11 protein-coding genes are annotated in these 13693 nt (G+C 53.8%); 5 read left to right on the top strand and 6 right to left on the bottom strand.

Annotation, left to right across the window (positions count from 1 at the left end):
* Positions 1-160: 160 nt before the first annotated feature.
* From rbsB to kup, 5 genes are all read right to left on the bottom strand, one after another.
* Positions 161-1051, bottom strand: coding sequence for a ribose ABC transporter substrate-binding protein RbsB (rbsB, locus tag CHU32_RS16400; RefSeq protein WP_103676202.1), 891 nt, complete (start codon positions 1049-1051; stop codon positions 161-163).
* 26 nt (positions 1052-1077) lie between these two features.
* Positions 1078-2043: a ribose ABC transporter permease gene (gene rbsC, locus CHU32_RS16395; RefSeq protein ID WP_103676203.1), complete on the bottom strand. Its 966-nt coding sequence runs from the start codon at positions 2041-2043 to the stop codon at positions 1078-1080.
* A 5-nt stretch (positions 2044-2048) separates the two neighbouring features.
* Positions 2049-3554 carry a ribose ABC transporter ATP-binding protein RbsA gene (rbsA, locus tag CHU32_RS16390; RefSeq protein WP_103676204.1) on the bottom strand — a complete coding sequence of 502 codons (1506 nt, stop codon included), beginning with the start codon at positions 3552-3554 and terminating at the stop codon, positions 2049-2051.
* 7 nt (positions 3555-3561) lie between these two features.
* The gene (gene rbsD, locus CHU32_RS16385; RefSeq protein WP_103676205.1) at positions 3562-3981 is read right to left on the bottom strand and encodes a D-ribose pyranase; all 420 of its coding nucleotides are present in this window, start codon (positions 3979-3981) and stop codon (positions 3562-3564) included.
* 248 nt (positions 3982-4229) lie between these two features.
* On the bottom strand, positions 4230-6098 hold the full coding sequence (gene kup / locus CHU32_RS16380; protein WP_103676206.1) for a low affinity potassium transporter Kup: 1869 nt from the start codon (positions 6096-6098) through the stop codon (positions 4230-4232).
* A gap of 220 nt (positions 6099-6318) precedes the next feature.
* Here kup and ravA point away from each other — a divergent pair, with 220 nt between their 5' ends.
* Positions 6319-7815, top strand: coding sequence for an ATPase RavA (gene ravA, locus CHU32_RS16375; RefSeq protein WP_103676207.1), 1497 nt, complete (start codon positions 6319-6321; stop codon positions 7813-7815).
* Positions 7809-9260 (top strand): ATPase RavA stimulator ViaA, encoded by a 1452-nt coding sequence (gene viaA, locus CHU32_RS16370; RefSeq protein ID WP_103676208.1) that lies wholly within the window; start codon positions 7809-7811, stop codon positions 9258-9260. Before ravA ends, viaA begins: the two co-directional genes overlap by 7 nt.
* Before the next feature lies 1 nt (position 9261).
* Here viaA and asnA read toward each other — a convergent pair whose 3' ends face one another.
* On the bottom strand, positions 9262-10254 hold the full coding sequence (asnA, locus tag CHU32_RS16365) for an aspartate--ammonia ligase (RefSeq protein WP_103676209.1): 993 nt from the start codon (positions 10252-10254) through the stop codon (positions 9262-9264).
* A 150-nt stretch (positions 10255-10404) separates the two neighbouring features.
* Here asnA and asnC point away from each other — a divergent pair, with 150 nt between their 5' ends.
* The 3 genes from asnC (at position 10405) to mnmG (ending at position 13664) form a co-directional block, all read left to right on the top strand.
* Positions 10405-10863, top strand: coding sequence for a transcriptional regulator AsnC (asnC, locus tag CHU32_RS16360; RefSeq protein WP_103676210.1), 459 nt, complete (start codon positions 10405-10407; stop codon positions 10861-10863).
* An 88-nt stretch (positions 10864-10951) separates the two neighbouring features.
* Positions 10952-11401, top strand: coding sequence for an FMN-binding protein MioC (gene mioC / locus CHU32_RS16355; protein ID WP_103676211.1), 450 nt, complete (start codon positions 10952-10954; stop codon positions 11399-11401).
* A 373-nt stretch (positions 11402-11774) separates the two neighbouring features.
* On the top strand, positions 11775-13664 hold the full coding sequence (mnmG, locus tag CHU32_RS16350) for a tRNA uridine-5-carboxymethylaminomethyl(34) synthesis enzyme MnmG (RefSeq protein WP_103676212.1): 1890 nt from the start codon (positions 11775-11777) through the stop codon (positions 13662-13664).
* Positions 13665-13693 lie beyond the last annotated feature (29 nt).

Here is a 13693-nt window from a genome sequence, read left to right as displayed (position 1 = left end):
CCCGTTCGCCGGGGGGGCGTTACCTCAATTTATAAAAAAATTGCGCCCCCAAAAAACCCCCCAACCACCCCCCTTAGCCCCGGCGTTATCCTTCCCGGTATCCCCCGTTCCCGGCCCCCCCGTTGCCGGGGGGCCCGTGCCCTGCTTTTCTTTTTTGAACTTACTGTTTGATAACCAGTTTCAGATCAACCGGGTATTTCGCCTGTACTTTCTCGCCTTTCAGCACCTTATCCGCAGTCTCAACGCCTTTCGCGCCAATCTGCTCCGGCAACTGAGCAATCGTCGCCGCCAGTTTGCCATCATTTACCGCTTTTTCGCCATCAGGCGTACCGTCAAATCCGACCACCATCACATCAGATTTACCGGCGGTTTGCAGTGCACGCAGGGCACCCAGTGCCATTTCGTCGTTTTGCGCAAATACGGCTTTGACGTCAGGATGTGCCGTCAGCAGGTTCTGCATCACGTTCAGCCCTTTGGTACGGTCAAAATCAGCTGGCTGACTGGCCAGAACGTTAAATTTATGCGCCGCTACCGCCTGCTGGAAGCCTTCACCACGCTCACGCGCAGCAGAGGTACCGGCAATCCCCTGAAGCTCAATCACTTTTGCGCCTTCACCAGCTTTTTTCGCAATATAGTCGCCTGCAATTTTACCGCCCAGCACGTTATCAGACGCGATATGGCTGACCACGTCACCTTTAGATGCCTGACGGTCCAGGGTAATGACCGGGATATTGGCCTGGTTTGCCATCTTCACGGCGTTACCTACCGCATCAGAATCGGTTGGGTTGATCAACAAGATTTTAGTGCCGCGTACCGTTAAATCCTGAACGTTCGCCAGCTCTTTCGCCGGGTTATTCTGCGAGTCCAGAACCACCAGGTTATAGCCCAGTTTGTCCGCTTCTTTTTGTGCACCGTCTTTCAGGGAAACGAAAAACGGGTTATTGAGCGTGGAAACCACCAGCGCAATGGTGTCTTTCGCCATTGCGTTCGCGCTGACCGTAGCACTCAGTGCCACAGCAGAAACCAGAGTAGCCAGTTTTTTCATGTTCATATTTAAGATGTCCTGTAGTGTCGTTATTACTGCTTTTTGTTGTCTACCAGCACCGCCAGCAAAATCACCACCGCTTTGACGATCATCTGGTAATAGGAGGAAACACCTAACAAATTCAATCCATTATTCAGGAAGCCGAGAATTAATGCGCCGATCAGCGTCCCAACTATGCGACCTTTACCGCCCGCCAGGCTAGTACCGCCCAGCACTACCGCGGCGATGGCATCCAGTTCATAACCCGTACCCGCCGTCGGCTGCGCCGAGGAGAGACGCGCCACTTCGATAATCCCCGCCAGCGAAGCCAGCAAACCGCTCAGCGAATAAACGATAATTTTGATTTTATTGACGCTAATGCCGGACAAGCGCGTGGCCGCCTCGTTACCGCCCAGCGCATAGATATAGCGGCCCAGACGCGTGTGATGCAGCATGTACCACGCGGCGAGGAAAACAATGCCCATGATCCACACCGGGGTCGGCACGCCCAGCGGACGACCAATACCGAACCAGCCAAACAGATCGGCGTTATCGGTAAAGCCGGTATTCACCGGACTGCCGTTGGTGTACACCATCGTCACGCCGCGCAGAAGCAGCATCATCACCAGGGTGGCAATAAAGGCCTGAACGCGGCCTTTTGCGACGATAACGCCGGTAATGCCACCGATAGCCGCACCCAGTGCCAGCGAGGCGGCTACAGCCACCAGCGCGTTAACTTCTATCCCAACGATGGATGCCGCTACCGCACCCGTCAACGCCATCAGGGAGCCGACGGACAAATCGATACCCGACGTCAGGATCACCAGCGTCATCCCCACCGCCATAATGGCGTTGACCGAGGTCTGCTGAAGAATGTTGAACAGGTTATTTACGGTAAAAAAGTTTGGACTCATGGTAGAAACAATCGCGATCAGCACCAGCAGCGCGATCAGCGATTTTTGTTCCATCAGCCACGCTTTAGTGAAATAACGGCGTCCAGAAATAGCCTGGGTAGTCATTGGTATTACTCCTGATTCACGCGATTAAGCTTGCCGACGGCGGCAGCCATTAATACTTCCTGAGTGGCCTGCTCGCGAGTGAATTCCCCGCCGTTGTGGCCCTCGTGCATAACAATAATGCGATCGCTCATCCCTAAGACTTCCGGCATTTCAGAAGAGACCAGAATGATGCTCAGACCTTCAGCCTTGAACTGGTTGATAAGCTGATAAATCTCTTTTTTAGCCCCGACGTCCACGCCGCGCGTTGGCTCGTCAAGGATCAGCACTTTTGGCCGCGTCATCAGCCCTCGGGCGATCGCCACTTTTTGCTGATTCCCGCCGGAAAGCAGACCGATAGCCTGCTCCATCGACGGCGTCTTGACGTTGAACAGGCGGATAAAATCGCCGACCGCCTGCTGCTCATCTTTATGTTTAAGACTACCGCCAGCGCGGCTGAAGTAGCGCAGTGCGGTCAGCGACATGTTTTCTTTTACCGACATGCCAAGCACAAGGCCGTCACGCTTACGATCTTCAGAGATGTATACGATGCCGTTCGCCAGCCCGTCCTGCGGCGTGCGCGTGACGACTTCACGGCCATCCAGCGTAACGCTGCCACGGGTTCTCGGGAGTGCGCCGTACAGCACTTTCATTAATTCGGTACGCCCCGCGCCCATCAACCCGGCGATGCCGAGGATTTCCCCCTGGCGCAGCGTAAATGACACATCGTTGACGCCCGGCCCGCACAGGTTATTGACCTTCAGACGGATATCACCCGGCGCTTTATCAAGGCGCGGGTACTGATCTTCCAGCTTGCGCCCGACCATCATTTCAATCAGCGTATCTTCCGTCAGACTGTCGACCTCGCGCTCGGCTATAAACTGCCCGTCACGAAACACGGTAACGTCATCGCAAATATCGAAGATCTCTTTCATACGGTGGGAGATATAGACAATGCCGCGCCCCTGCGCTTTTAATTCGCGGATCACCCGGAACAGTGATTCAGTTTCGGTATCGGTGAGCGCATCGGTCGGTTCATCCATAATGATGACCTTTGATTCAAAGCTCAGTACCTTGGCGATTTCGACCATCTGCTGATCGCCAATCGACAGTTCGCCTACCAGCCGATCGCTCTTAAAGCGCAGATTGAGTTTTGCCAGCAGGGTGTTGGCTTCGGCGTACATCTTTTTCCAGTCAATTTTGCCAACGCGGTTAACGAATTCGCGGCCAAGAAAGATATTTTCCGCAATGGTCAACTGCGGGATCAGGTTCAGTTCCTGGTGAATAATACCGATGCCCGCTTCCTGAGAGGATTTCGGACCGTTAAAGGTGGTTTCCTGCCCCAGCCATAATAGCGAACCGGCATCGCGCGAATAGATCCCGGTCAACACTTTCATCATGGTGGATTTGCCTGCGCCGTTTTCCCCGACCAGCGCCATCACGCGGCCAGGATAAACATTGAGCGCCGCGCCGGAGAGGGCTTTTACGCCAGGGAACGCTTTATCGATCCCTTTAAGTTGCAGTAATGCGTCCATGATGGCCTCAGAAGGTCACGCCAGCACAGAGAATAATATTCGCATACGGGGAACACTCCCCGCTGCGAATCACCGCCTGACTGTCTGCGGTTTGTTTTTTGAAGTCCTCATGCGAAATGTAGCGGACTTCGATGGTGTTTCCCTGGTGTTGTTGCAGTTGTTCAATATGGTTGAGCAACGTTTCATGGAGCATTGGATTAAATTGTTTAATTTCCGTCGCGAGGATCGCCGCTTCTACCTGCATTTCACTGGTCACCACCTCCAGTACCTGCATAAAGCCGGGTACGCCCTGGGTTAACGCCATATCAATACGCGACGTGCTGGCCGGAATGGGTAAACCCGCATCACCAACCACCAGCGTATCGGTATGCCCCAGACGGGAAATCACCGATGAAATTGCCGAATTCAGCACCGTACCTTTTTTCATTTTTATGCTCCACTAGCGAAACGTTTCGCTGACAAAGAGTGTAACGTGGCATATGCGCAGAAAACCATCATGTAATTGCAGAAATGTGATCGGCGTCGAAACGTTTCGCTAAGGCAAATAAAGGGCAACCGGAGGTGTGGCAGAAATAGCCAAATATGGCACAGAGGGATAAGCCTGACGGGGATTCGCTCAGAGTATCAGGGATGATGCCTGCCGGGTAACATCGCGCTACCCGGCAGATGAACCAATTAAATCTCGACCTGCGTCCCCAGCTCAATAACCCGGTTAGGCGGGATTTCAAACTGATCCGGCGCACGTAGTGCGTTGCGCTGGAGTAGCAGGAACAACTTACCGCGCAGACGCAAATAGAGAGGCCGCTTGCCAATAATCAGCGACTCGTGAGACATAAAGAATGACGTCTCCATCATTCGGCAGCTTAAGCCTTCCAGGCCGCAGCGGTGGAAAACCTCTTCCACGTTCGGCGTTTCGCGCCAGCCGTAGCTGGCCACCACCCGCCAGAAGGTCGGTGAAAGCTGCTCGATTTGCACGCGCTTCACATTATGTACGTAGGGGGCGTCTTCCGTGCGCAAGGTCAACAGGATCACGCGCTCATGCAATACCTTGTTATGCTTAAGATTATGCATTAACGCAAAAGGGATCACGTTCAGTGCACGCGACATATAGACGGCGGTGCCCGGCACCCGCACCGGCGGCGATTTTTCCAGTGAGGCAATCATCGCTTCCAGTGAATTGCCGTGCTCATGCATCCGGCGCAGCAGACGGAAGCGCTCGCTTTTCCAGGTGGTCATGACCGTAAACATGATCAGCCCCAGGCTTAACGGCAACCAGCCGCCGGAGACAATCTTATCGAGGTTCGCCGAGAATAGCGGAATATCGATACACAAGAATGCCACGAGGATGAACGCCACGAGAAACTTATTCCAGTGCCAGTTCTTACGCGCCACGGTAGTGGAAAGGAATGACGTCAGGACCATTGTTCCGGTCACCGCGATACCGTAAGCCGCCGCCAGATTGCTGGAGTGTTCAAAACTCACAATGACAATCACCACAGAGGCATACAGCAGCCAGTTTACGAACGGGATGTAGATCTGCCCGGATTCCATTTCAGACGTATGGATGATGCGCATCGGCGACAAATACCCCAGGCGCACCGCCTGGCGGGTCAAGGAGAAGACACCAGAAATGACCGCCTGCGAGGCGATAACCGTCGCCAGCGCGGCGACAATCAGCAGCGGGATCAGCGCCCAGTCGGGTGCCAGCAAGAAAAAGGGGTTTTTAATCGCCTCAGGATGGCGCAGTAACAGCGCACCCTGACCGAAATAGTTCAGCACCAGCGATGGCAGCACCACGGAAAACCACGCCAGGCGAATCGGCAGTTTACCAAAGTGTCCCATATCAGCATACAGCGCTTCCACGCCGGTAATAGACAGCACCACGGCACCAAGAGCAACAAAAGAGATAGTTTTATATTCAAGGAAGAAATGCACCGCCCACATGGGGTTCAGGGCATGCAACACGTCCGGATTAGCAATAATACTCCGCAGACCCAGCACCGCCAGGATCAGAAACCAGATCAGCATGATGGGCGCAAACAGCTTCCCCACAATGCCGGTACCGTGTTTCTGGATCATAAACAGCAGCGTCAGGACAATAATAGAGAGCGGAACGACCCACGTATCCAGCTGTGGCGCGACGATCTCCAGCCCTTCAATGGCTGACATCACCGAGATGGCCGGCGTGATTACCACTTCACCATAAAAGAAACTGCCGCCGATCAGCCCCATAATCACCAGCACTGAGGTCATTCTGGCGGAGGTATTACGTCCTGCCAGCGACATCAGCGTCAGAATCCCACCTTCACCGGCATTGTCTGCCCGCATGACGAAGGTCAGGTACTTAATCGATACCACAAAAATCAAAAGCCAAAAAATTAGCGACAAGAAACCAAATACCGCGTCGCGCTCCACGCCAAAACCAAACTGGCCGGAAAGACATTCACGCAGTGTATAAAGTGGGCTGGTGCCAATATCACCGTAGACAACCCCGATGGCTGCGAGGGTTACCGCAGACAATGATTGCTTATTATCAGTGCTCATAGACGAATCTTACGTTGGAATAAGGAGTGTGCGCTTAATCCCTTGGCCCACAAAAAACGCACAGTATGCATGATAAATGGCAAAATCGTACCCCTAAGTGAAGTCGGGTTAACCTGGCGCAAAGAAAATGTGCCAGAGGTTCAGCCTATTACCGGCCTGACATGAAAACGCTATACTCGCATTTTACCGCCACAAAAAGGCAGAAGGACGCAACTTGATTATGGCTCAATCACACCTGTTAGCAGAAAGAATTTCCCGCCTGAGCAGTGCCCTGGAAAAAGGACTTTATGAGCGCAGCCATGCGATTCGCCTGTGCCTGCTGGCGGCGTTAAGCGGTGAAAGCGTTTTTCTGTTAGGCCCTCCGGGCATTGCCAAAAGTCTGATTGCACGCCGCTTAAAATATGCCTTTCAGCATGCCAGAGCGTTTGAATATCTGATGACCCGTTTTTCGACGCCGGAAGAGGTTTTCGGCCCGCTCTCTATTCAGGCGCTAAAAGATGAAGGCCGCTATGAGCGTCTTACGGCGGGCTACCTGCCGGAAGCGGAAATCGTTTTTCTCGATGAGATCTGGAAAGCAGGCCCGGCCATTCTTAACACCCTGTTGACCGCCATCAACGAACGCCACTTTCGCAACGGCGCGCATGAAGAAAAAATTCCAATGCGCCTGCTGGTCGCAGCCTCAAATGAACTGCCGGAAGCGGACAGCAGTCTGGAAGCGCTTTACGATCGTATGCTCATCCGCCTGTGGCTGGATAAAGTGCAGGAGAAGGGAAACTTCCGCGCCATGCTGACCGGCCAGCAGGACGAAAATAATAACCCGGTTGCCGCCAGTTTGCAGGTCACTGACGAAGAGTTTGCCCAGTGGCAAATCGATATCGGCAACGTCAAATTACCCGACAGCGTTTTTGAACTGATCTTTTTGCTCCGCCAGCAGCTTGATAACCTGCCTGCCGCACCGTATGTTTCCGACCGCCGCTGGAAAAAAGCCATCCGCCTGCTTCAGGCCAGCGCCTTTTTCAGTGGCCGTGACGCCATTGCGCCCATTGACGTGATCCTGCTGAAAGATTGTCTGTGGCACGATGCGGAAAGTAAAAATCTGATGCAACATCAGCTTGAAATTGTGATGACCGGACATGCCTGGCAGCAGCAGTCCATGCTGACGCGCCTGGGCGCGATAACCCAGCGCCGCCTCCAGTTGCAGCAGCAACAGAGCGACAAAACCGCGCTGAAAGTTGTGCGTCAGGGCGGCATGTTCAGCCGTAAACCCCATTACGAACTGCCGGCAGAAGCAGAAGGCTCAGTCATCACCTTACTGCTTCAGCAGCCGCTTAAGCTGCACGATATAGACGTTGTTCATCTCACCTTCGAACGTGCCGCACTGGCAAACTGGCTGGAAAAGGGCGGTGAGATCCGCGCGAAGCTTAACGGTATTGGCTTTGCACAGGTGGTCAACCTTGACGTCGACCCCGGCCAGTATCTGCTGGTACGCGACGTGAGCCTTCAGGGAACACGCCTTGCGCTTCCCGGTCTCTCGCAGGAAAACATGCCAGAAGAGATAAAACAGCAGCTTGATGCGCTGGACGATGAGTGGCACCAGCAGCACACGCGCTTTAGCGAGCAGCAAAAATGCCTGTTCATTGCGCCAGACTGGCTCGGGCGTATTGAAGCCAGCCTGCAGGATGTCGGAGAGCAGATCAAACAGGCAAAACAATGCTAAACCTGGATACGCTCAATGTCCTGTTAGCGATTGGTGAAGACGGATTGATCGAAGAGACCATCCTTGTCTTAATGGCCTCACCGGTACTGGCACTGTTTTTTGAAAAATTCCCGCGCCTGAAAAACGCAGTAACTGACGATATCCCGCGCTGGCGCGAAATGCTGAAAAACCGGCTGAAAGAAACCCACGTCTCGCCAGAACTTACCGAAGAAGTGCTCTGTTATCAGCAAAGCCAGTTGCTCTCTACGTCGCAGTTTATTGTCCAGTTACCGCAGATCCTGACGCTGTTGAATAAGATCCGCTCGCCTTATGCCGGGCAGGCCAGACAGCTGGTGGAGGCGAATCCCACCTTCACCCCCGCCCTGCAGACGCTTTTTTTACAGCGCTGGCGGCTAAGCCTGGTGGTCCAGGTCACAACGCTCAACCAGCAATTGCTGGAAGAAGAACATGACAAGCTGCTCAATGAAGTGCAGGAACGGATGACCTTAAGCGGGCAGCTTGAGCCGGTGCTGGTGGAAAACGATAACGCTGCCGGTCGGCTATGGGATATGAGCGCCGGTAAACTTCAGCGCGGTGACTACCAGCTCATCGTCAAATACGGTGACTTTCTGGCGCAACAGCCGGAGCTAATGCAGCTGGCGGAGCAACTTGGTCGCTCGCGTGAAGCTAAATCTGTCCCGAAAAAAGAGGCACCGATGGAAACCTTCCGCACGCTGGTTCGCGAGCCGTCCAGCGTGCCGGAACAGGTAGATGGCATCGTGCAGAGCGATGACATTTTGCGCCTGCTACCACCGGAACTGGCGACGCTTGGCATCACCGAGCTGGAATATGAATTTTACCGACGGCTGGTGGAGAAGCAGCTTTTGACTTACCGCCTGCATGGCGAAGCGTGGCGGGAAAAGATTTCTGAACGCCCGGTTGTCCATCAGGATGTTGACGAGCAGCCGCGCGGTCCATTTATTGTCTGCGTTGATACCTCCGGCTCGATGGGGGGCTTCAACGAACAATGCGCAAAAGCATTTTGCCTGGCGCTAATGCGCGTCGCGCTCGCCGATAACCGCCGTTGCTTTATCATGCTCTTTTCAAGCGAAGTGGTGCGCTATGAACTTAGCGGCCCACAGGGCATCGAACAGGCGATCCGCTTCCTTAGCCAGCGCTTTCGCGGCGGCACCGATCTGGCAAGCTGCTTTCGCGCCATCGTCGAACGTTTACAGGATCAGGAATGGGCAGATGCCGATGCGGTGGTGATCTCAGATTTTATCGCCCAGCGGCTGCCGGATGAGGTGGTGAATAAGGTGGGAGAACTGCAGCGGCGACATCAGCACCGCTTTCATGCGGTGGCAATGTCGACCCACGGTAAACCCGGCATCATGCGTATTTTCGATCATATCTGGCGCTTTGATACCGGGATGCGCAGCCGCCTGCTCAGACGCTGGCGGCGCTGAATTACAGCAGCGCACAAACGCTTTCACGCACCTGCGCTGGCCAGACGCCGCACTGTACCTGGCCGATATGCGGCAACTGGAGCAGTAACATCGTTAAACGCGATTGCCCGATACCGCCGCCGATGGTCTGTGGCATCTCACCGCGCAGCAACGCCTGGTGCCATTCCAGCTTCAGGCGATCTTCATCGCCGGTCAGTGCCAGCTGGCGTTTCAGGGTGTCGGCATCCACACGAATGCCCATCGATGAAAGCTCAAACGCATCTTCCAGAATCGGGTTCCAGACCAGAATATCGCCGTTCAGACCGGCGGCACCAGAGGCGGAAGCAGAACTCCAGTCATCGTAATCCGGCGCACGCACGTCGTGACGCTGGCCATCAGAAAGCGTTCCACCGATGCCGATCAGAAATACCGCACCCAACTCTTTGGCGATCGCTCTCTCCCGACCTTTGGCATCAAGATCGGGAAAACGCGTCAGCAGATCCTGGCTATGAACAAAGTGGATCTGATCTGGCAGGAACGGTGTCAGACCAAATTCTTTGCTCACTGCGGCTTCGGTCGCTTTAATACCTGCCCAAATCGCCTCAACCGTAGAATGCAAGGTTGCAATATGGCGCTCGCCATCACCCATCACGCGTTCCCAGTCCCACTGATCAACGTAAACGGAATGGATAGCGGTCAGCCGGTCTTCATCGGGGCGAAGGGCTTTCATATGCGTGTACAGCCCTTCGCCCGCGCTGAAGTCGTGTTGTCCCAGGGTTTGACGTTTCCATTTCGCCAGTGAGTGAACCACTTCGAACTGGGCGTCTGGCAGTGTTTTCACTTTCACCTGCACCGCTTTTTCGCAGCCAGATAAGTTATCCTGCGTCCCGTCACCCACCCGGCTTAAGATTGGAGCCTGCACTTCAATCAGGCCCAGCTTCTCTTCCAGCTGGCGGGAAAAATGGGATTTTACGAAACTGATCTGGCGTTGTTTTGCGATATAAGCGGTTTTCATTTTTATACTCCTGCGTCCTGTTACCTATGATTAAGCAACAAAAAGCGGGCACAATTCAATAATCCAACAACAAAAAGGCTGACTCACTTTTAATTCATCAAAATAACAAGCTAAAATAAATTGAATCACTATTCTTCATAAGAAAAAGCTATGGAAAATTATCAGATCGACAATCTGGACCGCGGCATCCTTGAAGCCTTGATGGCCAACGCACGCACCGCTTACGCCGAACTGGCCAAACAATTTGGTGTCAGCCCAGGCACTATTCACGTCCGTGTAGAGAAAATGAAACAGGCAGGCATCATTACGGGTGCCCGGATAGATATCAGCCCAAAGCAACTTGGCTATGACGTATGCTGTTTTATCGGCATCATTTTAAAGAGCGCGAAGGACTACCCTTCCGCGCTGGCAAAACTGGAAAGCCTGGATGAAGTGACTGAAGCCTATTACACCACCGGGCACTACAGCATCTTTATTAAGGTCATGTGCCGATCGATTGATGCTCTCCAACAGGTACTTATCAACAAGATCCAAACAATTGATGAAATACAATCCACCGAAACCCTGATCTCGCTGCAAAACCCGATCATGCGTACGATCCGTCCCTGAACGTTCTTTTTAATACCCCTGTTGTCCACAGGTAGATCCCAGCTCCTGCACAGCGTACAATAGCCCCTCTTTAACAGGATGGGCTCTTATGGCAGACATTACTCTTATCAGCGGCAGCACCCTTGGCGGTGCCGAATATGTAGCGGAACACCTGGCTGAAAAGCTGGAGGACGCTGGTTTTTCTACCGAAACCCTGCATGGTCCGCTGCTGGAGGAATTGCCCACGGCTGGCATCTGGCTGGTAATCTCCTCCACGCATGGTGCGGGCGATCTGCCGGACAACATTCAGCCTTTATTTGACGAGCTAAAAGCACAGCAACCGGATCTGTCGCAGATCCGTTTTGGTGCGATCGGTCTGGGAAGCCGTGAATACGACACGTTCTGCGGCGCGATCGAAAAACTGGATGCTGAAATGACGATCTGCGGGGCGAAACAGATCGGCGAAACATTGAAGATCAATGTGCTTGAGCATGACATTCCAGAAGATCCCGCAGGAGAATGGCTCGGATTCTGGATTAATTTACTCAAAAACGCTTAAAGATCGCGCGATCGAATGTGGATAACTCTGGTTAAAAGCTTGGATCAACCGGTAGTTATCCAAAGTATAACCGTTGGTCAGTTTTTGAGTTGTGTATAACCCGCCCTTTTGATCCCAGCTTATACTGAACGGGATCACCGATCATTCACAGTTAATGATCCTTACTAACGGTTTGATCTTTAACGCCGGATCTGACTTATCCACAGGGGATGGCGATCCTAATAAGAGATCATAATAAAACAGATCTCTATATAAAGATCTTCTTTATTTAATAGCCAGGATACTGGTGCTTTCTCGATCGACTAAAGTTGAGTAGAATCCACGGCCCGGGCTTCAATCCTTTTCAACACCGCTTTACGCGAGGCAAATCACCATGTTTTATCAGGCTCCTTTTGACGTCATCATCATTGGCGGGGGTCATGCAGGCACTGAGGCCGCAATGGCCGCAGCGCGTATGGGTCAGCAGACCCTTCTCTTGACGCATAATATCGACACGCTGGGGCAAATGAGCTGCAACCCGGCAATTGGCGGCATTGGGAAAGGACACCTGGTAAAAGAAGTCGATGCGCTTGGCGGACTGATGGCGAAGGCGATCGATCAGGCGGGCATTCAGTTTAGGATACTAAACGCAAGCAAAGGCCCGGCTGTTCGTGCTACCCGCGCCCAGGCGGATCGCGTGCTTTACCGCCAGGCAGTGCGTACCGCGCTGGAGAACCAGCCCAACCTGATGATCTTCCAGCAGGCGGTCGAGGATCTGATCGTCGAAAACGATCGCGTTGTCGGGGCCGTCACTCAGATGGGGCTTAAATTCCGTGCCAAAGCGGTCGTGCTCACCGTCGGGACCTTTCTGGATGGTAAGATCCACATCGGACTGGATAACTACAGCGGCGGCCGCGCAGGCGATCCGCCGTCGATCTCCCTTTCCCGCCGCCTGCGGGAACTGCCATTGCGCGTAAACCGCCTGAAAACCGGCACGCCGCCGCGAATTGATGCGCGGACTATCGACTTCAGCGTGCTGGCACAGCAGCACGGCGATAACCCGCTACCAGTATTCTCGTTTATGGGATCTGCGGATCAACATCCGCGTCAGGTGCCGTGCTACGTCACGTACACTAACGAAAAAACCCATGACGTGATCCGTAATAACCTCGATCGTAGCCCGATGTACGCTGGCGTGATTGAAGGCATTGGTCCGCGCTACTGCCCGTCGATCGAAGACAAAGTGATGCGCTTTGCCGACAGAAACCAGCATCAGATCTTCCTTGAGCCGGAAGGACTGACCTCTAATGAAATTTACCCGAATGGTATCTCCACCAGCCTGCCGTTCGATGTACAGATGCAAATTGTCCGTTCCATGCAGGGGATGGAAAACGCGAGGATTGTGCGCCCCGGCTACGCCATTGAGTACGATTTCTTCGATCCGCGGGACCTGAAACCGACGCTGGAAAGCAAATTTATCCAGGGACTATTCTTTGCCGGACAAATCAACGGTACAACGGGCTACGAAGAAGCCGCCGCGCAGGGGCTGCTGGCGGGACTGAACGCCGCGCGCTGCTCCGCTGAAAAAGAAGGCTGGGCACCTGGTCGTTCCCAGGCCTACCTCGGCGTGCTGGTAGACGATCTGTGTACGCTGGGCACCAAAGAGCCGTACCGCATGTTTACCTCACGCGCGGAATACCGCCTGATGTTGCGCGAAGACAATGCCGATTTGCGCCTGACCGAAGCGGGTCGCGAGCTGGGCCTGGTAGACGATGCGCGCTGGGCGCGTTTCAACGAGAAACTGGAAAATATTGAGCGTGAACGTCAGCGTCTGAAAGCAACCTGGGTTTCGCCATCGGTAGAGGCAGCCCCGGAAGTGAATGCTCACCTGGCTGCCCCGCTTTCGCGTGAAGCAAACGGCGAAGATCTCCTGCGCCGCCCGGAAATGACGTATCAGCAACTGACCTCACTGACACCGTTCGCGCCCGCGCTGGACGACGTACAGGCCGCTGAGCAGGTTGAGATCCAGATCAAATACGAAGGTTACATCGCTCGTCAGCAGGATGAGATTGAAAAACAGCAGCGTAACGAAAATACGCTGCTGCCTGAGATGCTCGATTACCGCCAGGTATCCGGCTTGTCGAACGAGGTGATAGCCAAATTAAACGATCATAAACCAGTCTCGATCGGTCAGGCTTCACGTATCTCCGGGATCACGCCTGCAGCTATCTCGATTTTGCTGGTCTGGCTGAAAAAACAAGGCATGCTGCGTCGCAGCGCCTGATACTTTGAAAACTGCCCGGTGGCGTTAAG

Origin of the sequence: Superficieibacter electus (assembly GCF_002915575.1) — a bacterium.
Lineage (GTDB): Bacteria > Pseudomonadota > Gammaproteobacteria > Enterobacterales > Enterobacteriaceae > Superficieibacter > Superficieibacter electus.
This window is presented reverse-complemented; position numbering and strand designations above follow the sequence as displayed.